The sequence below is a fragment of the Shewanella sp. UCD-KL12 genome, assembly GCF_001957125.1.
GTDB lineage: Bacteria > Pseudomonadota > Gammaproteobacteria > Enterobacterales > Shewanellaceae > Shewanella.
Map to the genome: position 1 here is coordinate 62446 of NZ_MPHJ01000012.1, position 21183 is coordinate 83628.

Consider the following 21183-nt stretch of genomic DNA (forward strand, 5'->3'; position numbering starts at 1 on the left):
TCCTTTAAAGTTCTACTGTTAACTGCCAAAGGGCTGTTAACAGTAGATTCAAAAGTGATAGAGGAAGGAGTACCGCCCAGCCAAACCGCATCAATTGGTCGTACCTAGGTCTAGGAATGGCTGCTCGTAGAAGTATGAAAAACAAAACGAAAAAAACTGTTTTTAGTAAAAACCAAACAATGGGGGGGAGAAGAGGGCCTTGCCATCCGCCAAAATAGAGTGTGGTAATAAGCGAGGAGATAAAGATAACGCCAAGGTATTCGCCTATAAAGAACATACCAAACTTCATGCTCGAATATTCGGTATGAAAACCTGCGACAATCTCTGTTTCAGCTTCAGGTAGATCAAATGGTGCCCTGTGGCTTTCAGCGACCCCTGCAATTAAAAAAAGTATAAACCCAAGCGGTTGATAGACAATAAACCAGTAATCATGTTGTTGATGGACAATCTCATTGAGGCTGAAACTTCCACTGATTATTACGACTCCCATTATAGCCAAGCCCATAAAGACTTCATAAGAGAGCATTTGAGCTGCGGTTCGCATTGCGCCGAGTAGCGCGTACTTACTATTTGAAGAGAAGCCTGCCAGCATGATGCTGTAAACTGATAATGAGCTTAATGCGAGAATAAACAATAGTGCATTATTAAAATCAGCAATCTGTATGTCTGGTGAAAATGGGATGATGGCGAAGCCAAGTAGTGTCATCATCATGAGTATCATAGGGGCGATGATAAAGAGCGCTTTATCAGCAAAGGGAGGCACCCAATCCTCTTTAGTAAAGATCTTAATCATGTCAGCGATGACCTGAAGTAGCCCCATTGGGCCGACTCGATTAGGCCCTAGTCTATCTTGCCACACCCCTAGTAAGCGCCTTTCAAGCCAAGTCGACCAAGCTGCGGCTAACAGTAATAGCAGCAAAACACTTGTTGGCACTAGCAGAACGTCAAGAAGTGCCATCATTTACCTCTCTATTTTTAAGGGGGATTAACTTGGCCCGCTTGCCAAGTAAGCAGAGCAAGGGGTTAGGAATTTGAGCGACAGCTGATGATTGGAAGTCGTTGACTTCACATATTAATTTGACGCTGTGTTTTGAACCTTTAACCAGTATAAGCTCGCCATGAGCTAGGTTCAGTTTTGCTGCAAGGGATGAGTGGAGGCTAATACGTGGCTCTGGTGTCATTGTTCTAACTGATAGTGAGCACGCAGCAAGTTCAAAATCAGCGTATAGATTCGCCTTTGGTGTTAAAGGCGTTGTGAGAGATTCATCATGATGAAGAGCCTCTTGCTCATAACTGCTTACCTCAGATAAGTCGCACTCTTGTATCCTGTCATCTGTTTTGGCGCTATCAAAAATCTTTATACCAGCTATCCATGGAGAGTCTTGAGTATTGCTATAACGGACTTGGTCTGAGTTCCATTTGGGTGACCAGCTATTGGCGGGTAATACTGTGATCACATTAATCTGGCTTTGCCTGAAGCCTGCTACTCCCTCCATAGATTGAGTAAATGGCATCTTGCTATCAGATAAAGGGGGCTTCTCTTTTACATCTGAAGTGGCATTGATAGCGGTTCGAGCACTTGAACGGCAAGTTTGCTTAGCAATGTTAAAGGGGCTCGCTTGGATTATTTCATCGAGTGTAGAGAATGTCTTGATAGGCTTAAAGTCAAGGTTTTGCTCTGATAACCATAGATGTATCTGCTCACTCGTTGTAAGGCCCGTGAGTTCTGATAGCCATCGCCATGGCATTTGACGATGATTAAGTGGCTGAATAGTCGAGAAGGCAAATTGCAGTCTGCCTTCTGAGCTTAAGTAGCAACCTTCTGATTCTGCAAAAGAGGTTGCAGGCAAAACAAGATCGGCCATTTTGGCCGTGGGTGTGAGTACTTGGTCGATAACAATTATGTTATCAACTGCGTCGAAAACGGCCTCAAGCTGTGAAGCGTCGATATAGCGGTATAGATCAGTCTCAAGAATAATAATGCTGACTGGCAACGCGATGGTATTTTCACTGCTTTCACCTTGTTTGTTTGAGTGAGCTGTGAGCATACTCACAAATGACTCAACGCCTTTAGGGCCCCTTTTTTCAACATCTTTTGCATTAACACCTTTTGTACCCACTGGCGCGGTAACCATCTGATTGGCGAGCATCCCCAGATGAAGATCGTTAGCATGTTTAGTGACACCATAGCATCCAGTATTACCGTTCACTGCTTTGAGCAAGCGTATTAACAGCAGAGTCTCTTTTAACAGCGTAGGGCTTTGACTCTGTAAGCCAGATATGACTACTGGGTTATTAGCATTAATGAGGCCTTGAGCAATAGCGAGTATACGAGTAGAGGTTGGGGTGTGAGGCAAAGGGAGCGTTGGGTTGGTTTTCTGGGTTATTGCTTCACTGAGTGATTTAAGCCTGAGTTGACTGGCTTCATCGGGTAAGGGGAGCGCTACCGTTTTTTCATATAAGGCGTTAAATATCAGCGTCTGTAGCTCTTTCACTAGCGAGACTTGCTCATTCGGCGAGGCTATCAGCTCATCACTCGCAATGTTTTTGAGTTCAGATATTGCAACGCTGATAATGTTAACGGGTGAGCGAGTATCTTGTGCGATATTTCTAACGGCATCGTCCTGCCAGTACTGGACACCCAATCTTGCTGCTTGTTGTATGCCTAAATTGCGACTCATTTGTCGAATTGATAGTGCTAATCTAGGCGCGGTATGGCTGATATCTTCATTAATAATGAGGGCGCAATCACAGGCTTGAACTTGTTTAATAGAGAGGGGGGATATCCCTTGCTGCTGATAAAAGTGAGTGAGCATCTGTAACATCAATAGCTCATTATCGGATACGCCGAGGTAGAAATTATCTTCACCTACCAGTTTCATTAATGCTGCATTATTTTCTATGTGAGTTCTTGCTGAGCCAAGTGCAATCCAGCGATGAGAGTTAGCTGTATCTAAGGGGGTAATTATTTGAGTTAGCGCTTGTATGGCTTGTGTCGAGCTAATCGTATCTGTGGTTTGTGTATGATTGTTTCTTCTTAATGGTTCATCAAGTCGCTCACTATGATTGACATGCTCATAACCAAAACGGCCTGTATTACAGATAAAGTGACCGTTGATATCATCATGATGTCGATTCGTGACTCGGCGAACCTTACCATCACGCTCACCTAAGGTGATATTACATCCTAGGCTGCAGTGTGGGCAGATGGTCGGGGCGGTTTGTAGATCCCACTTGCGAGTATAGTGCTCAGAAAAAGGCTTATCGGTAAATACACCCGTTGGGCAGACCTCTGCGAGATTACCTGAAAAACTATTTTCCAGCTTTCCAGGTTTTACTCGGCCGAAATAGAGATGACTTTTGGATCCAAATACATTGAGATCTTCACCTCCACAGTGATCGCGATAGAATCGAACACAGCGATAACACCCAATACATCGGTTCATCTCATGAGTGAGCAAAGGGCCGAGATATTGGTTCAGATGAGTGCGTTTTTTTCCTTGGTAGCGCCTGTTTATATGGCCACTCATTACAGTCATATCTTGCAGGTGACAGTTTCCCCCCTCTTCACATACTGGGCAGTCATGAGGGTGCCCAGTCATGATAGTTTCAATATTTGTTTTTCTAAAGGTGCTTGAGCTTAGATCTTGCATTGAAATGATCATGTCATCAGTCACTGGGGTCATACATGACATGACCAAGCGCCCAACAGTATCTTCGGCATTTTGATGCAGTTTCACCGCGCACTGTCTGCATGCGCCCACAGAGCCTAACTCAGGATGCCAGCAGAAGTAGGGGAGATCGAGACCTAATGAGAGACAGGCTTGTAACAGGTTTCCCGCTTTGGGTACTTGATAGTTTTTGTTATCAATGGTGATAGTGACACCTTGGGGTTCATGAGCTTTATGAGTCATAGGTTGACCTCTTGGTGCCCATGAGAGCTTGAGGTGTCTGAAGCTGTCTGCTCATTGTTTGAAATAAGGCTGTCAGTTTGCTGATAGGGACAGCACTGATGATTAATGTGGGATTCAAAGTCTTTTTTAAAATACTTAAGCGCACTCTGTAGGGGCTCAACCGCGCCAGGTGCAAGCGCACAAAAGGTATTACCTGGGGCGGCGAACTGGCAGAGCTCCTTTAATTGCTGCAGATCTTGTAGCTCACCTTCTCCACGCTCAATCTTTTCGAGCAATGATACGGCCCAAGGTAGGCCATCTCGGCAAGGGGTACACCAGCCACAAGACTCTTGAGCGAAAAATTTAACTAAGTTGAGTACCATAGCAATAGGGCAATATTTATCATCTAGAATAATAATCGTTCCAGTGCCCATACGACTGCCTAATTTACCAATCTCATCGTAATCCATGTGGGCATCTAAGTGCTCATTAGTTAGAAAGTCAGTAGAGCCGCCCCCAGGAAGGAAGCCTTTTAGCTGGTAGCCTAGGCTCATTCCGCCAGCGTGCTCCTCGATGATCTCCCTAATGCTTGTCCCCATGGGCAGCTCCCAGAGCCCTGGTTGTTTGACTCTACCACTCACCCCAAAAATTTTAGTGCCAGCATCTTGGCCGAGCCCAAGTGCTTTAAACCATTGGCTACCAAAGTTGATGATGTGGGGGAGGTTGCAGTAAGTCTCAACGTTATTGACTATGGTTGGTTTTCCCCAAAGTCCTGCCACTTGCGGAAAAGGTGGTTTACTTCTAGGGTTAGCCCTTTTCCCCTCCATAGCGTTGATTAACGCAGTTTCTTCACCGCAGATATAGCGTCCAGCGCTGCTGTGAATATGAATATCGAAGTTAAATGTCTGGCCACAAATATGCTTGCCAAGTAGTTGCTTATTACGACACTCCTCGATAGCTGCTTGTAATCGCTGCTGGGCGAGGTAGTAATCCCCTCTTAAAAAGATATAACCCTGATCGGCACCTAGAGTAAGGCCTGCAATCAGTAATCCTTCAATGATTTGATGGGGGGTACGCTCAAGTAACCAGCGGTCTTTAAATGCACCGGGCTCCATTTCATCGGCATTAACGATGAGGTATTTTTGTGATGGCGCGTCTTCGCCACGTGGTACAAAGCTCCACTTTAGCCCTGTTGGAAATCCTGCACCGCCGCGCCCCCTAAGGTTAGATTGTTTTATCTCTTCTAACAGCGTCTCTGGGCTCATACTTAAGGCTTGCTTGAGCCCATCATAACCACCTAAGCGGATGTAGCTGGCTAAGCGCCAGCTGTTGGGGTCATCTGTAATAAAGCGCGTTAGTGGGTTATGAGGAGGGTTCATGACTTATCACCGCGTAACTGGTTAATCAGCTGGGTTGTACTGTGTGGCGCTAATTGTTGATAAAGCTGTTTTGCCGCAATCATTACTGGCGCTTTATCACAGGCGCCTAGGCATGGCAGCGGAATAAGGGTGAATCGATTATCGGCAGTAGTTTGTCCCGGTTGAATATGTAGCTGATTAATGATGGTGTCCCTCACTAACTGCCCCCCCATCAGATCACAACTGATGCCGTTGCATGGATGAAGCACTATTTCACCAACAGCTTGCCTGAAAATGAGATTATAAAAAGTCGCTACAGAGTCGAGGTTAGAAACTGGGATATGGGTGTATTGAGAGAGTAGTAACAAGCTTTCGTCACTGACCCAGCCACGCTTTTCCTGAATGATTTTAAGGGCATCTATAGAAATAGCTGCTCGGTTAGGCGCAGATGAAAGTAATTTGTCAATCTGTCTCATTTCACAACTGCTTAGTGATGAGCTTTCACCTTGAGATTCCATCTTAGATGGAACCTGCTGGTTACTTGTTGTGAGTGGACAAGTGCCTATGGTACTCATTGAAGCTTGAGTCTGGGTTTGTTCGTATCGAGTTTCAGGCCTTTCTAAATCATCAGGTGAGTCTGTTCTGCTTGTACTTTGGCACTTATCATCAGATGTCTTATTTACAGACATCACCTCTTGGATCGGTATCATCAACTCTTGATTGAATGATTGAGGCATATCAGCTCCTACCTGTCCACATCGGCCATAACAAAGTCGATACTGGCCAGTATCACAATCAAATCGGCCACCATCAGTCCTTTTGTCATTTGAGGGATCATCTGTAAGTGTGGAAATGAGGGGGTACGGATCCGTGTTCTGTAACTGGAACTGGTTCCATCGCAGATAAGGCTATAAGCATTAATCCCCTTAGTGGCTTCTACCGCAAAGCTAGACTCCCCTTTTGGCATCACCGCCCCCCAGCTAACATTAATGAAGTGCTGGATTAAGGTTTCGATATCTTGTTTGCTCTGCTCTGTTTTTGGTGGTGTGGTCAAGGGGTGAGCGGTTTTGTAATCGCCTTCGGGCATATGGTCGATACATTGCTGGATGATTTTGATGCTCTGCCTCATCTCATCAACTCTGAGCTGACAACGATCATAGGCGTCACCGTTATCAGATGTCGGTACATCAAATTGATAGTTTTCATAACCTGAGTAGGGGCGGGATTTTCTAAGGTCCCAATCAGAGCCTGTGGCTCTAAGACCGACTCCGGAAATATTCCACTCTAGCGCCTGCTGGGTATTATATTTACCAATACCAACGGCTCGCTGTTTAAGAATACTGTTCTGCATCACCATGACTTCATATTCGTCGAGTTTGGCTGGGAAATAGTCAACAAACTCTTGCATCATAATATGCCAGCCGTGAGGAAGGTCTTGGGCGACACCGCCAATCCTAAACCAACTTGGGTGCATCCTAGCGCCAGTGATAGCCTCTATGATGCTAAACAGTTTTTCTCTATCAATAAAAAGATAAAATATGGGGGAAAGTTGGCCGACATCTTGAGCAAACGTGCCAAAGAACAGCATATGGCTGAGAATACGGAAGCACTCAGCTAACATGACTCGAATGCATTTAACCCGCTCTGAAACCTGAATATCGGCTAATTGCTCAATGGCTAATATGTAAGGGAAGTTATTCATCACTCCCCCTAAGTAATCGATTCTGTCTGTATAGGGGATAAAGCCATGCCAGGTTTGTCGCTCGGCAATCTTTTCTGCACCTCGGTGATGGTACCCTATGTCAGGTACTGCATTTTTTATCCGTTCACCATCGAGTTGTAATGCGACTCTAAACACACCGTGAACACTTGGGTGATTAGGGCCTAAATTGAGGAATAGGTAATCATTATCTTCATTCGAATCATCCATTCCCCACTGTTTTGGGTCAAAACGAAGTGCATCTTGCTCCATTGCTAGCTTGTCATCATCGAGTGTAAAGGGCGGGTTCTCAGTTGCACGGCAGGCAAACTCTTTCCTTAATGGATGGCCTGTAAAAGTTGCCGGTAACAGGATTCTGCATAAATTGGGGTGTCCATCAAATACAATCCCAAACAGATCCCACGCCTCGCGCTCATACCAGTTTGCCGATGGCCAAATCGGGGTAATACTTACCTGGTGCTCAGCTTCTTCTATCGCGATTTTTATCCGTATGTCTTGGTTGCGCTGTATTGACAGAAGTTGATAGACAATGGTGAAACATTTGGTTGGCAAACTCTTCCTATCAAGTCTTAAACGTTCATCAACGGCATAGAGGTCGAATAGAAAGTTAAATGGTTCTGGTAGGTTTTTAAGTAGGGTTAATACGGGGATTAATTGGGTTTTATCTATCCAGATGGTTAATATTTCATCTTTGGTTTTTTGGATGTAGCTATCATCAGTCAGTAAACGTTCGAGTTCAGGCAGGCCAGCCAATGTGTGCTCGGCGCGTTGGAAAGGGGCGCTAGGTGGTGTTGACAACTCCTTCGTCAAGATACCCATAGGTTACACCCTGTCCGGTGGCGTCAGTTTATTAACCGTTTGACGCCCCGATTGCTTTTCATCGCGTAGGTTTCTGCAAGCAAATGCGTGTATCTCTTCGGGTGAGAGCACACGATCAAGTGGCCTTCTTTGCTTCGGTTCGCCATTTTTAATGGCTTCTTGAAGTAAGGTTAACCCGTACATCAATGCTTCAGGTCTTGGGGGGCAGCCAGGAACATAAATATCGATAGGCAAGAAGCTATCGGCACCCTGTACCACACTATACACATCGTACATACCACCAGAGTTGGCACAAGACCCCATGCTGATCACCCATTTGGGTTCTAACATTTGGTCATAAAGGTGTTTAATTACAGGAGCCATTTTTAAAAAGACGGTACCAGAAATAACAATAAGATCCGCTTCTCTCGGTGTCGCTCTAATGACTTCAGAACCAAAGCGAGCGATGTCGTGTCGACTGGTAAACGAGGTAGCCATCTCTACATAGCAGCAGGATAATCCGAAGTTAAATGGCCAAAGAGAGTTACTTCTACCCCATGCAACAAGATCTTCTAAGCGGGTAACCAATATATTTTTTTCAACCACTTCATTTAAAGAGGGGGCGGAGGAGCTTGTAGCAATTAGCTCACTCTTTTTATCGTTAGGTTTACTCAGTTGCCAGCGCATCAGATGCTCCCCCATCTTTTGTGCCCCAATCAAAGGTGCCCAGTTTTATCTCATAAATTAACGCAATAAATAACGCGAGAATAAAAATGCTTGCCGTAAAAAATCCAGGCCAACCAGTCTCAAGCACAACAAGAGACCATAGGTAAAGAAAAACAGCTTCTATATCGAAAATGACGAAAGAGATGGCAATGAGGAAGTAATTTACATTCCAGCGAATATTCGTGTCACCTACAGGTACAATGCCTGATTCATAAGGGTCAATATTTTTACGCTTAGTGCCTTTAGGGTTAAGCGCGTGGGATACAATAATCATGGTCGAGGTGACTATGATTATTGCAAATATATAAAAAATAAAACTCGCAGAGAGCATAATGTTCAGCGCCTTATTCTTTGTTTATTATCCCAAAAATACGTGTATTCACCCTATGCTTCGATTGAGTCAAAGCATAGTTCACAATATTAGTTCAAAAATTTCTTATTGTTATTAATTAATAATTTTGCAGCATATTGATATCTAATGAACTTACGCTGCAAAACTACATAAAAGTGGGTGCGAGCAATGCGTTAAGCACACAGTGATCCGATATCGATTAGCTAAACTAAGCGTGTATGGCCTTGGCTATACATGGCTTTCAAATGCTCATCGATCGCTCTTAGCACTGCAGAACGATTTATTATCCCGACTAACTTATTATCATGATCTGTGATTGGATATATCTTGGGCTTGTGATGGGTCATTTGCTGGGCAAGGTCCAATACTGATGATTCCTTTTTTACAGTGAGTGGCTCTTTATGCATAACATCGCCAACATGGTAATGATTTTCATTGAGGTAGGTGGCTTCAAGCATTTTACTTAAACAGTCTTGCTCTGATAGAAAGCCAATAACCTTTCTATTTTCATCTACAACAGGGCCGCCAATTTGGTTATTTTCTAGGAAAAGTTCAACGGCTTCAGCTATTGGCATTTGGGCCGTAAATGTAACTGGATGCCTGTTCATATAGTCAGCAATTTTAATCGACTCCATAACAATCTCCTTTTATCATAACTGTGTAGTCCGGTTAGCCATAGCGAGTTAACTGAAATTATTGATAGCGTAATTTCCTGAAAATGAAGACGCTATATCAAATACCAATCAGTATAAAAAGTGAACTACCCAGAGTGCTTTTTGGCAACTAACTTCAAGGCGGATAGCTAATGGAATGGTTAGTCCCTTGTGAAGCTATTCAACGAAGAAGTCGCAGCCAAAACACTCCCCAAAGGCGAGTTTTAGCGCGTCATATGCTGCCTTAACGAGCTAAAACGTAGAATCACTATGTTCTTCACTCGTTGTAAACCACATAGAAGTGGTGAATGTCATTAACGCAGGAGCATTTAATGACCTTGCCTCTGAAGCACTAAACTCTCGCTGAGCGACCACATCTTTATATTGGTTGGTATAACATTATGCTCGTTATTTTAAGGTTAGACGCAATTCATAATTTGTGAGATAAAAATGTAAAAAGTAGGGAAATGGTAAGTTAAACTAGGGTTTTAGTTTCGTTGTGACAGTTAACTGATGGCCACTTTATTGATAATGATTACTGAATGTTCTAGCTAGGTTAGCGCCATTGCTACTGAGGAATTTTGGAGTAGAAGTTGGGAGATATTGATAGCGTGGTTAGTGAGCGTGATGAAGAAAGGTTATTTCAAATTCCTCGAAGTTGAAGAAAAAAAACCGGATACAAGATCCGGTTTTTTCAGCTTTAAATACTTTTTATATCTTCAAATACTACTGAACATTTTCTGCGTCGCTGAACTCGCCTTGGAAAAGCACAGAAGAGAGGTAACGCTCTGCGGCAGAAGGTAATACCACAACGATATTCTTGCCTTCAAATTCAGGTAGAGCAGCGATACGGTTAGCTGCAACAACTGCAGCTCCTGATGAGATACCCACTAAGATACCTTCCTCTTTCATCAAGCGTTGAGCCATTTCGATAGACTCTTCATTTGATACCGCCTCAACACGGTCAATCATCTCTAGATCTAAGTTACCTGGGATGAAACCTGCGCCAATGCCTTGGATCTTATGTGGTCCTGGCTGAACAGTTTGACCCGCTAGAGTCTGAGCGATGACTGGAGAGTCTGCAGGCTCAACGGCAACAGAGGTGATCGCTTTGCCTTTAGCATTTTTAATGTAACGGCTAACACCTGTGATAGTACCACCGGTACCGACACCAGCCACAACGACATCAACTTCACCGTCTGTATCATTCCAAATTTCAGGGCCCGTTGTTTTTTCATGGATCTCAGGGTTAGCTGGGTTATCAAACTGCTGTAATAGGACAAATTTTTCAGGAGCCGATTGGCGGATCTCTTCAGCTTTGTCGATAGCACCCTTCATGCCTTTAGCACCTTCAGTCAGTACTAAGTTTGCACCAAGTGCTTTTAGCAACTTACGACGCTCAAGGCTCATAGTGTTTGGCATTGTTAAGGTTAACTTGTAGCCACGAGCTGCAGCAACATAGGCTAAAGCGATACCTGTATTACCTGATGTAGGCTCAATTAACTCTTTATCTTGAGTTAGCAAACCCTTTTTCTCAGCATCCCAGATCATATTGGCACCAATACGGCACTTAACACTAAAGCTTGGGTTTCTAGCTTCTACTTTGGCTAGCACTTGGTCATTGCTCACTCGCTTAAGACGAACAAGTGGAGTGTTACCTATGGTATGTGAATTATCTTCGAAAATTTTGCTCATGGATTGCTTGCTCCTTTGAATATACAAGTAAATCATAATCGCCTTTAGCGGCAATAGAAGTGATTGTTTGTTCTTCGTTATTCCATTTGGTTATTAATCACCAGTCGTTTAGTAATAAATCTAGGGTTGTTGATAAGTGAAAAGTGTTAACCTGTTGTAAGCTAACTGGATTGTACCGCTTGTCAGCTGGTTAAAGTAGGATGCTTTAATATAGAGCAAAATGGCCCTTAGGGGCACAAAATCCATAGATAAATTGCGGTGAGAACTCTAAAAAAATAATAATAAAAAATAAATGGATAGATATGAATAATGGAAATCAACAGCAAAATGTCGCAAGTGACATGAAAAGCGACGCTTTAGATGCGCTAAAGCTAAACCCTAATACTGAGCCAGATCCCAAGTCGATCGTGACCCCATTTGCATTTGAGATAGCGCCTCAGGTTCTCTATACGCCATTAGCGACTCCATTGAAACGTGGTTTAGCCATGTTAGTCGATGGTTTACTCATTTCAGTACTGGCAGAGCAGGCTGGTTGGGTGTTTATCTTACTGGTTGGTTTAACACTTCTTATTCAAAGAAAGAGTCGTGAGCTAGGCAAGCTGTTTAAATGGGGATTATACCTCTCGATGCTTATCATGATGCTGTGGGTCACTGTAGGTAACTTACTCCCCACCATTGATGATGAAAGCATTGGTGAGGAGCCAGGCTTTTCAGAAAATCAGCAAACTGTTGAAGTGGTAGGTCAGTTTATTGCGTTTATGCCTTACATCATAAGGTTCTCAGTATGCAAAACATACGCATGTGCCGATGAGGAGTTAGCGCAACTCTTGCCGATACTAAGCCGTTCAAAGCTGCCAGTTGCTGAGCAAGCTTCTATACTCACTAACGCCATTGATGATAGTGAACTTTCTGCTGATGATAGAGAGAGGTTAAAACGACAGATATTGGCTCAATTAGCACAACTTAATGCTCAAGAGCCTGCTGGCGCAGTAGGGCTTGAACAAGAAATAGATAACCAAGACTCAGTTGACCGGGATGATTCTTTACCAAGTGACGTGTCGAGCCTAGATGATACAAAAATCGAACCCGGGTTGATTTCATCTGATGTTGAGCAGATAGAGGAAGTGGGCAACTCCTTGAGTCAGTTGAACCAATTGCAAGATTTAGATACAGGAGAGGTGGAGCAAGAAGAAAGTGGCTACAGCTTAATCTCTTGGGCGAAAGGGATATTAAATGACTTAGGTTTAGGCTTTGGTTGGGCGGCTTTCTATTTCACGGTATTTACAGCCTGGTTTGATGGACAAACACTGGGTAAAAAGCTTTTTAGTATTCGAGTGATTCAACTTGATGGAACAAAACTGTCTCTTTGGGATGCTTTTGGTCGATACGGGGGATATGGAGCAGGGTTTGCAACTGGGTTATTGGGATTTCTGCAAATCTATTGGGATGCAAATAGGCAAGCCATACAAGATAAAATATCGGCTACTGTTGTTATCGACACTAAGCAAATTAACAGGCATAACAGCTGAAATTAGCTTTGTTTCATGAACTTATTATTTGATTATCTGCTTTAAAAGGCTTAACTATCTTGTCAAACTGTCGATAAATAATGCAATTACAGTATCTTTTGCTGTGAACAGGGTAAATCTTATATGGCAAAAAGATCTTAAGTGCTACCTTTAATAGATGTGCTGATTAAGCATAGTGGCACAAATATAATTAAAATAAATTGTCAGCGTTAGGAGAAGAGATTGCGTATTTTAGTTGTTGAGGACAGTAAAGTTGTGTCCCGAATATTACAGCATCTTATTGCTCAAGAGTTAGACTGCGAGGTCGACTTTGCAGAGGATCTCGCCTCTGCAAAAAAATTTTTAGAACAAAAAGAGTATTTTGTTGCGATAACGGATCTGAACCTTCCTGATGCTCAAGAGGGGGAGATTGTTAAGCTGGTTCTTTCAAAACAGACTCCCTGCATTGTCCTGACTGGCAGCCTCGACTCTGAGCAGCGTAAGCGATTACTTCAGCTAGGCATTGTCGATTACATATTGAAAGAAAACCGCTTCAGCTACGAGTATGTTGTTCGTTTGGTTCGTCGTTTGCAGCGCAATATTGATGTAAAAGTGCTTGTTGCCGATGATTCCAAGGTCAGCCGTAAATTCGTCAGAAGTCTCCTTGAGCAACATCTATATCAAGTTATCGAAGCTGATGATGGTCATTCAGCTTGGGAGGTATTGCAGCGCCAACCTGATATTCAGCTACTTATTACGGATTATAATATGCCAGGCTTGGATGGCTTTGGGCTGATCCTCAAAGTGAGAGAGAAGTTTAGCCGTGAAGAGCTGGCGATTATTGGTTTATCAAGTGATGATGACGAGAGCTTATCTGCCCGTTTTATAAAAAATGGTGCCAATGACTTTCTACAAAAGCCTTTTGTTCATGAAGAGTTTCACTGCCGGGTGCTCAATACGTTAGATTCTCTGGATATGATCAGGAAGTTATGGGAGCAAGCTAATTTAGATTACCTTACAGGTGTTTATAACCGTCGTTATTTCTTTGGTCTTTTTGAAGAGCAACTTAATCAGATAAACCAGAAGCAGGGGGTGTTATCTGTAGCCTTGCTCGATATCGATTTTTTCAAAAAGGTGAATGATACATACGGCCATGATGTTGGTGATGAAGTGCTCGTGGAGTTCTCTGCCAGATTGAAGCATTTCTTCGGACAACATTTTACTGTCTCACGTTTTGGTGGTGAGGAGTTTACCGTTGCATTTAAAGGCTTGAGCGAAGAAAAGGCGTTTGCCTTAATGGATAAGTTTCGCTCACAGCTTGAGATGACGCCGATAGAAACGTCTAAAGGCGAGCTGTTTATTACGGTGAGTACCGGTATTGCATCATTAGCGGATGATAGCTTAGATGAATTGATACAAAGAGCTGATAAAGCGCTGTACGATGCTAAAGAGTCAGGCCGCAATTTAGTGTGTATCGAATCCGAACATGAGTAATTGCTCTGTAAGTTGATAGAGCTATGTTTTTCGGCTTGTGAAGAGCCATTAAAACCAAAGGCCAACAGCAATCTGTTGGCCTTTGGTTTATGTGGTGTTTTTACTGTTAGAAGCTTCTAACATCTAAGTCCAGAACCTATTCCTAAAACCTATAATAACCAAGCGTAACTCACTTTCATAAAGTAGGTTTGCTCATCCCGTGTTAATGAGTCAATTTGCTCATTTGAGCGCATACCATCTGAGTACCCTAGGTAAAATACACTTTGAGGGTTCAACTTGTATCCATAGAGTACTTCATTGCCAAGCCTTTGTTCTGTCGCTTTTGGCGTAGAGTAGAGGTACAGGTTAGGATCACGCTCGATATCTGTGTAGATACTTGAAATACGAATAAAGTTGTTAATATTGAAATACCAATTTAACCGCATGTCAGTCAAGTTAGCAGTAAATAGTGTGCCATCATCCACATCTAATGTACGGTACATGTGCGATAGATCCAGTGATATTGAATCTGTGATTTTCCATTCAATGCCAGGGTTGATAAATAGCTGACTACCTAGCCTGTCATTGGCATAGTCGATGCTGTCACCAAAGTCTGCATCTAGCTCCAATCGCATCTCTCGAATTGGGGTGAACTCAAAGTATAACCAACCAATATTTTCAGTAAAAAGTTGCGTGTTCCCCTCTATCGCTAGAGTGGAGCTATCATGGCGTCGGCCAACTCGCTCTCGATTAACGAAACCAAAGGCGACATAGCTTTGCATTGAAGCTTCAAGTTCAACTTTAGCTTCAGTTTCCTGCTCAATCATTTCACCCGCTTGATTATGGCTAATATCCCAGTCGCCGCTAAGTTCAATGCGGCTAAAGCTTGAGTTAAGCGGGTACCAAGTATAACCACCACCGGCGACAAGCTTAGTTACATCGACTTTATCTATGAAACCAAGATCGGCTCTAAAGTCCTCTCCCACAGATTCATACTGAGTAAATGCAACCCAATTTCGATTCTCATGTACATACTTCAATCGGTAAAAATCATCGCTGATTTCGCCATCAATATTTGTTCTAAGTACGCGCTCATTAGTACCACATTCACCTATCTCGCATTGTTCATCGGGTAGGCAATCATCTTCAGAACAAAATGTCTTATAAAGCTCCTCAGGATATTCTGTGTTCGATGCGACATATTGAGCAGTAAAAGTATCTTTAGTTGTTGGCTGGTATTTGATATCTCCACTAGCAACATAGTTATGATATTGATCGCTCTGTTTTGCTGTCATTAAAGCGCCGATAGAGAGTTGGCTACCAAAGTCAGCTCGGTATCTACCAGCTAAGTTATAACTCTCTTCGTCGATACTAGCGATATCTGAGCTTAAGTTACCCGGTACTAAAAAATTGGTCTTAGTATCATTAGTGGCCATGACAGCGAAAGTGTGGTTATCAAGCTTACTGGTTAACTTGACGCCATAGTCAGGGGAAACGATATTTCGTGTGTGTAAGAGCTGAAGTTGGGTATCGAAGTAGTCTTTATTATCCAAGAAAAAAGCACGTTTTTCTGGGTAGAAGAGGGCGAAGGTGCTATTAATGTCGAGTTGCCCAGCATCTGCCTCAACTTGAGAGAAGTCCGGGTTTATGGTGGCGCTAAGCAAGGTGCTTGGGGTGATCCCCCATCTGATATCTAGGCCAGGTTCGACAGTGTTATCACTTTCCCAATCATCAACAGGCTGTAGATCTCGTTGGCTATTACGCCTCATCACCAGTGAAGGTGTCAACTGAAGATCTTGGCCTGACTCAACGCCACTCAGTCCTGTTGCTGTGCCTAATTGGCAGAGCTGACAGCTATTATTTCTGTCTATGGCATGGGTTGAAAGTCTGTGACTCTTATCTCTTGGGTAGAAGCGAATAAACTCGATGCCCCAAGTTTGTATATCAAGCTTGCTATCGAAATTAAACAGCCTAAGCGGCAGCTCCATTTCAACCAAATAACCTTCATCGGTTTTCCTGCCACTACTGTGCCAAATGCCATCCCACGCGTTACTCTCTTGTCCCGTAAGCTCATTTTCAATGGAGTCCATCTGTACGCCGTAGGGGTTAACAAAAAATTGATAAGCGAGTCGCTCATCGTTGAATGTATCGAGCTTAATGCCGACTAAGTCATCACCCCAAAGGGAATCTCTGTCTGTGATATTGGCACGGATTAAATTCGTGTTGGCATTAGAGTCGGGGTCTTGTGCAATAAATGACACAAATAAACTGGTTTCAGTGGCGAAGACTTTCACTTGAGTTGCTACTGGGGCTTGGATGTTTTCACCCGGGCTTGTTTCATATTGAAGCAGTGCGCTGGTGGCTTTTTGCCACTGAACTTCATCGAGATGGCCATCGATAGTGACACCTTGATCAAGCGTTGGAATATCAATATGAAATTGCTGATTTGTACCTGCTGAGGCTGGAAAGCTCCCTACAAAGCTTATAAGAAGTAAAGCGATAAGCTGGGGGAGGGCAAAATATTTAGAAGGTGTTAAAAATGTCATTATGTAATTACTGATAGATTTATGTTGTTGTTATGTAGCGGGTTATGACAGGAGGCTGAGAGGATGCGAAGCATTAGCCTGTGAGAATATGCTACAAGAATTGTCACTATTTCTTTGGTGGTTAATGATACTTGTTAACACTGTTTTGGTAGATGTATCGCCATAAACTATCTAACGAGCTAGTTGTAAATGCTAATAGTTGAAGGCTATTACATCTTTGAACTGCATTATTTAAGCAATTAGCACAATTAACCCAAGACTAATGAGGCAAAAACACCGATAATTCTATTCAATTAAGACAATCTCGCCGATTGAAACCGCACGACTCTGGATATATTCAATGGAAATCAAAGTTAATTTTCTCGACAACCTTCGACTTGAAGCAAAGTTTGATGATTTTACTGTCACGGCTGATCAGCCTATTCGCTATAAAGGTGACGGTTCAGCCCCAAGTCCTTTCGATTACTTTTTAGCATCATCAGCCCTTTGTGCGGCTTATTTTGTCAAGGTGTATTGTAAGGCACGTGATATTCCAACAGATAATATCAGGCTGTCGCAGAATAATATCGTTGATCCTGAAGATCGTTATAATCAGATTTTCCAGATACAGGTTGAGCTACCTGACGACATTTCAGAAAAGCATAGAGAAGGGATCTTAAGATCGATAGATCGTTGTACCGTAAAGAAAGTGGTGCAAACTGAGCCTGAGTTTAAAATTGAAACGGTAGAAAACCTCGACGAAGATGCCAATGCGATGTTGATGGGCCAGCCTGATGGCGATGCCAGCACCTTCATTTTGGGTAAAGATCTACCACTTGAGCAAACCATTTCAAATATGACGGCTATGCTAGCAGACCTCGGTATGAAGATTGAAATCTCGTCATGGCGTAACATAGTGCCGAATGTATGGTCCTTGCATATCCGTGATGCAGCATCACCTATGTGCTTTACCAATGGTAAAGGGGCAACCAAAGAGAGTGCGCTATGTTCAGCACTTGGCGAGTTTATCGAACGACTAAACTGTAACTTCTTCTATAATGACCAATTCTTCGGTACGGATATCGCTAATAGTGAGTTCGTACATTACCCCAATGAAAAATGGTTTCAGCTAGAGGAAAATGATGCGCTTCCGGCAGGCATGCTAGATGATTATTGTTTAGCTATTTACAATCCAGATGAAGAGCTCAGTGGCTCACACCTGATTGATACCAATTCTGGCATGATTGAGCGTGGCGTATGTACTATCCCCTATGTTCGTCACTCCGATGGTGAAACGGTTTATTTCCCGTCAAACTTAATCGAAAACTTATTTCTCAGTAACGGGATGAGTGCAGGTAATAACTTGGCAGAAGCTAAAGTTCAGTGCTTGTCAGAAATCTTTGAGCGCGCCGTTAAAAGGCAGATTATTGAGCAAGAGCTCGTTTTACCCGATGTGCCTGAGAGTGTGTTAGAGAAGTACCCTAGTATTTTAGCGGGTATTAAGGGACTAGAAGCACAAGGCTTTCCTGTTGTGGTAAAAGATGCATCACTTGGCGGGCAATTTCCGGTCATGTGCGTGACGTTGATGAATCCAAGAACTGGCGGTGTGTTTGCTTCTTTTGGCGCGCACCCTAGTTTTGAGGTGGCGTTAGAGCGCAGTTTGACTGAGCTATTACAAGGCCGTAGTTTTGAAGGTTTAAATGATGTACCTAAACCTACCTTCGATAGCTTAACCGTCACGGAACCTGAGAACTTTGTTGAACACTTTATTGATTCAACTGGGGTTATCTCTTGGCGTTTCTTTGGCACTAATTATGATTATGAGTTCTGTGAGTGGGATTTCTCAGGCACTAATGCCGAAGAAACAGAGAGCTTATTTGGTATCTTAGCCGATATAGGCAAAGAGGCTTACATTGCTGAATTCGATCAGCTAGGCGCTTCAGTATGCCGTATCTTAGTGCCTGACTATTCAGAGGTTTACCCAGTAGAAGATCTCATTTGGGATAATACCAACAAGTCACTCGATTACCGTGAAGATATCTTGAACTTGCACTCGCTATCCAATGATGAACTCGCTGGCTTAGCTGAGCGCCTTGAGGAGAGCCAGTTAGATAATCAAACGGATATTCCGACCTTGATTGGTATCGTATTTGATGAAAATACCCCTTGGGGTCAGCTCACAATCATAGAGCTGAAAATTTTAATCTATCTTGCCTTAGGGGAGCTCGAAGACGCCATCGAACTGGTTGGTGAATTCCTGCAATACAATGACAATACTGTAGAGCGTGGTTTATTCTACCAAGCCATTAATGCAGTACTGGAAGTGACCTTAGATGATGAGTTAGAGCTCGATTACTTCATCAATAACTTCAATAGAATGTTTGGCAAAGAGACGATGGATAATGTCGTTGGCTCCGTTAACGGTGACGTTAAATTCTTTGGCCTAACGAAAACGAGTATGGCGCTTGAAGGTATAGAGCCACATTTACGCTTGATTGAAAGCTACAAGAAGCTTCATCAAGCACGTAAGTTGAGCGCTTCAAGTTAAACGGGTAGGTCTTGAATTTAAGATAGTGCTAAAGCCCATCAGATGATGGGCTTTTTCTTGATATAGGGTGTTGTACAGTGAACAACTATTTTGACAGTCCTTTTGTTGGCAAGTCTCTGAAAGAGCAAGTCACTAATCCCAATATAATCGTCGGCGACCATAGTTACTATTCTGGTTATTACCATAATCACAGCTTTGACGATTGCGCTCGCTATCTGCTCGCGAATAGGACCGATGTGGATCGACTCATCATCGGCAGCTATTGCTCAATCGGTTCTGGCGCTGTGTTTATGATGGCTGGCAATCAAGGTCATCAACACCATTGGGCGAGTACTTTTCCATTTTTTTACCAAGAAAATGAAACTTTTGTTGGTGCAAAAGATGGGTTTGCACGTGCTGGTGATACCGTTATCGGTAATGATGTTTGGATTGGCAGTGAAGCGATGATAATGAGTGGGGTGACTGTTGGGGATGGCGCAGTAATCGCGAGCCGAGCAGTGGTGACTAAAGATGTAGCCCCCTATTCGATAGTTGGATCTAATCCCGCAAAACATATTCGTTTTCGTTTTACTGAGGCTGAAATTGCTAACTTACTACAGATGAAGTGGTGGCAGTGGAGTGATGAGCAGCTTAAAGGGGCGATGAGTTTACTTTGCTCATCTGATATCAAGGGCTTGCATGCATATTGGCAAAAATTAGAAGTAACCTAACTATTGGTTAGGAATTACAGTAAGAATTACGGTAAGAGTTAGGGGAAGAGTTTGAGTCAAACAGCTTATTTCGTTTGCACTTGTCCCACTCTTTTTTCGCTATATGCTCGCAATGCCTTTAAGACTCATAGTCTCTGAGCATAAACAAACGGGGAAACATAGTACTCACTTTATTACTAGTGCTATTGATGATGATTGGTACATTGGGTTAGTGATAATGGTGCCAATTTTTTCCGATTAATACTTCTTACCATGTTCTATCTTATTGCTAGCTGCTTGTCGCTATTCATTTGCCCGCTGTTCTACCGATATTTTTCCTCCGCCACAGGGCTTCGTAAGGGCCTTGATGGCTTTGTCTTTGTTGCTCTGTCTGGTTTGGTGATATTGCACATCTTGCCTGATATCGTCAGGGCCGGAGGAGGGGCGACAATCGTGCTTGTTTTAACTGGGCTTTTATTGCCCATTGGCGCTGAGAAGTGCTTTAAAACAGATTCTGTTGTTACACGGAATATTACCATCTCATTGAGTATATTGGGGTTAATTCTTCACAATATCACCGATGGTTGCTCAATTATGTTGGCTCAGCAAGCCGATGCCTCAATCAAGCTGGCACTAGGGGTCATATTACATAGACTGCCGGAAGGCCTTGCAATTTGGTGGCTTGTTCAGCCTAGGTTTGGCAATGTAGGCGCTATGTTGGTACTGGTTATCATGATGCTGATGACCTGTGTGGGCTATTTTGTAGGCGGGCAACTTTTAGTTCATTTAAATCTTCAGAGCACCGTATATTTGCAGGCATTTGTCGTCGGTGTGATTATGCATGTTCTACTGCATCAGCATAATGAAAATAACTGCTATGATAAATCACTTCCAGAGCGATTAGGCGGGCTGTTGGGTTTTGCAGTGCTTTATATGTTGGTATCGGGTGCTGGGCATAGTCACCTTCACTGATAACAACCTATTGGGCAAGGGTATAGCGATTAAGCAAATGCTATACCAATCGGTATAAAGATGTGGCCATTCAGCGAGAGTTTAGCGCTTCTGAGACAAGACAACGAGTGAGAGACATAGTTACTCTACGTTTAAGCTCGTTAACGCAGTATCAGAAGTGCTAAAACTCGCCTAACAGGAGTGTTTTTGGCTGCCTACTTCTGTGTTGAATAAGTTCAAAAGGGATCACCATTCCCTCACCCATTCGCCTTGAATTATGCCGCCAAAAATAAC

At 43.1% G+C, this 21183-nt stretch carries 15 protein-coding genes; 5 read left to right on the forward strand and 10 right to left on the reverse strand.

Translation table 11 applies throughout. From position 1 onward, the window contains the following. Positions 1-4: 4 nt before the first annotated feature. From nuoH to cysK, 9 genes are all read right to left on the reverse strand, one after another. The gene (gene nuoH, locus BM736_RS18135) at positions 5-961 is read right to left on the reverse strand and encodes an NADH-quinone oxidoreductase subunit NuoH (RefSeq protein ID WP_076414777.1); all 957 of its coding nucleotides are present in this window, start codon (positions 959-961) and stop codon (positions 5-7) included. Continuing rightward, positions 945-3914, reverse strand: a complete 2970-nt coding sequence (nuoG, locus tag BM736_RS18140) for an NADH-quinone oxidoreductase subunit NuoG (RefSeq protein ID WP_076414779.1) — start codon at positions 3912-3914, stop codon at positions 945-947. Before nuoG ends, nuoH begins: the two co-directional genes overlap by 17 nt. Beyond that, entirely contained in the window at positions 3911-5272 is a 1362-nt protein-coding gene (gene nuoF, locus BM736_RS18145) for an NADH-quinone oxidoreductase subunit NuoF (protein WP_083700335.1), read from the reverse strand. The genes nuoG and nuoF overlap by 4 nt, the downstream gene beginning before the upstream one ends. Further along, entirely contained in the window at positions 5269-5988 is a 720-nt protein-coding gene (gene nuoE / locus BM736_RS18150) for an NADH-quinone oxidoreductase subunit NuoE (protein ID WP_256717967.1), read from the reverse strand. Before nuoE ends, nuoF begins: the two co-directional genes overlap by 4 nt. An 8-nt stretch (positions 5989-5996) precedes the next feature. Continuing rightward, the gene (gene nuoC / locus BM736_RS18155; protein WP_076414780.1) at positions 5997-7790 is read right to left on the reverse strand and encodes an NADH-quinone oxidoreductase subunit C/D; all 1794 of its coding nucleotides are present in this window, start codon (positions 7788-7790) and stop codon (positions 5997-5999) included. A 3-nt stretch (positions 7791-7793) separates the two neighbouring features. Further along, a complete protein-coding gene (locus BM736_RS18160) occupies positions 7794-8375 on the reverse strand; it encodes an NADH-quinone oxidoreductase subunit B (RefSeq protein ID WP_372828708.1) in 582 nt (193 codons plus the stop codon). Positions 8376-8436: 61 nt separating this feature from the next. Next, entirely contained in the window at positions 8437-8826 is a 390-nt protein-coding gene (locus BM736_RS18165) for an NADH-quinone oxidoreductase subunit A (protein ID WP_076414783.1), read from the reverse strand. Between the two features lie 224 nt (positions 8827-9050). Continuing rightward, positions 9051-9482 (reverse strand): CBS domain-containing protein, encoded by a 432-nt coding sequence (locus BM736_RS18170; protein ID WP_076414785.1) that lies wholly within the window; start codon positions 9480-9482, stop codon positions 9051-9053. 744 nt (positions 9483-10226) lie between these two features. Then, positions 10227-11195 (reverse strand): cysteine synthase A, encoded by a 969-nt coding sequence (cysK, locus tag BM736_RS18180; protein ID WP_076414787.1) that lies wholly within the window; start codon positions 11193-11195, stop codon positions 10227-10229. A gap of 341 nt (positions 11196-11536) precedes the next feature. Here cysK and BM736_RS18185 point away from each other — a divergent pair, with 341 nt between their 5' ends. Beyond that, positions 11537-12724, forward strand: coding sequence for an RDD family protein (locus BM736_RS18185; protein ID WP_076414869.1), 1188 nt, complete (start codon positions 11537-11539; stop codon positions 12722-12724). A 222-nt stretch (positions 12725-12946) separates the two neighbouring features. Next, the gene (locus BM736_RS18190; protein ID WP_076414789.1) at positions 12947-14197 is read left to right on the forward strand and encodes a diguanylate cyclase; all 1251 of its coding nucleotides are present in this window, start codon (positions 12947-12949) and stop codon (positions 14195-14197) included. Between the two features lie 149 nt (positions 14198-14346). Here the strand turns inward: BM736_RS18190 and BM736_RS18195 are convergent, their stop codons facing one another. Further along, positions 14347-16722, reverse strand: coding sequence for a carbohydrate binding family 9 domain-containing protein (locus BM736_RS18195; RefSeq protein ID WP_076414791.1), 2376 nt, complete (start codon positions 16720-16722; stop codon positions 14347-14349). A gap of 340 nt (positions 16723-17062) precedes the next feature. Here BM736_RS18195 and BM736_RS18200 point away from each other — a divergent pair, with 340 nt between their 5' ends. The 3 genes from BM736_RS18200 (at position 17063) to BM736_RS18210 (ending at position 20910) form a co-directional block, all read left to right on the forward strand. Then, entirely contained in the window at positions 17063-19249 is a 2187-nt protein-coding gene (locus tag BM736_RS18200) for an OsmC domain/YcaO domain-containing protein (protein WP_076414793.1), read from the forward strand. 77 nt (positions 19250-19326) lie between these two features. Beyond that, positions 19327-19959 carry a type B chloramphenicol O-acetyltransferase gene (gene catB, locus BM736_RS18205; RefSeq protein ID WP_076414795.1) on the forward strand — a complete coding sequence of 211 codons (633 nt, stop codon included), beginning with the start codon at positions 19327-19329 and terminating at the stop codon, positions 19957-19959. A 276-nt stretch (positions 19960-20235) separates the two neighbouring features. After that, entirely contained in the window at positions 20236-20910 is a 675-nt protein-coding gene (locus BM736_RS18210) for a hypothetical protein (protein WP_143562429.1), read from the forward strand. The last annotated feature ends 273 nt before the right edge of the window (positions 20911-21183 follow it).

Excerpts from the sequence above, each read along its gene's own strand:
- nuoC (WP_076414780.1), bottom strand. The coding sequence starts at position 7,790 with ATGGGTATCTTGACGAAGGAGTTGTCAACACCACCTAGCGCCCCTTTC.
- nuoF (WP_083700335.1), bottom strand. The coding sequence starts at position 5,272 with ATGAACCCTCCTCATAACCCACTAACGCGCTTTATTACAGATGACCCC.
- nuoH (WP_076414777.1), bottom strand. The coding sequence starts at position 961 with ATGATGGCACTTCTTGACGTTCTGCTAGTGCCAACAAGTGTTTTGCTG.
- BM736_RS18185 (WP_076414869.1), top strand. The coding sequence starts at position 11,537 with ATGAAAAGCGACGCTTTAGATGCGCTAAAGCTAAACCCTAATACTGAG.
- nuoE (WP_256717967.1), bottom strand. The coding sequence starts at position 5,988 with ATGCCTCAATCATTCAATCAAGAGTTGATGATACCGATCCAAGAGGTG.
- BM736_RS18195 (WP_076414791.1), bottom strand. The coding sequence starts at position 16,722 with ATGACATTTTTAACACCTTCTAAATATTTTGCCCTCCCCCAGCTTATC.
- BM736_RS18200 (WP_076414793.1), top strand. The coding sequence starts at position 17,063 with ATGGAAATCAAAGTTAATTTTCTCGACAACCTTCGACTTGAAGCAAAG.
- cysK (WP_076414787.1), bottom strand. The coding sequence starts at position 11,195 with ATGAGCAAAATTTTCGAAGATAATTCACATACCATAGGTAACACTCCA.
- BM736_RS18170 (WP_076414785.1), bottom strand. The coding sequence starts at position 9,482 with ATGGAGTCGATTAAAATTGCTGACTATATGAACAGGCATCCAGTTACA.
- BM736_RS18165 (WP_076414783.1), bottom strand. The coding sequence starts at position 8,826 with ATGCTCTCTGCGAGTTTTATTTTTTATATATTTGCAATAATCATAGTC.
- nuoG (WP_076414779.1), bottom strand. The coding sequence starts at position 3,914 with ATGACTCATAAAGCTCATGAACCCCAAGGTGTCACTATCACCATTGAT.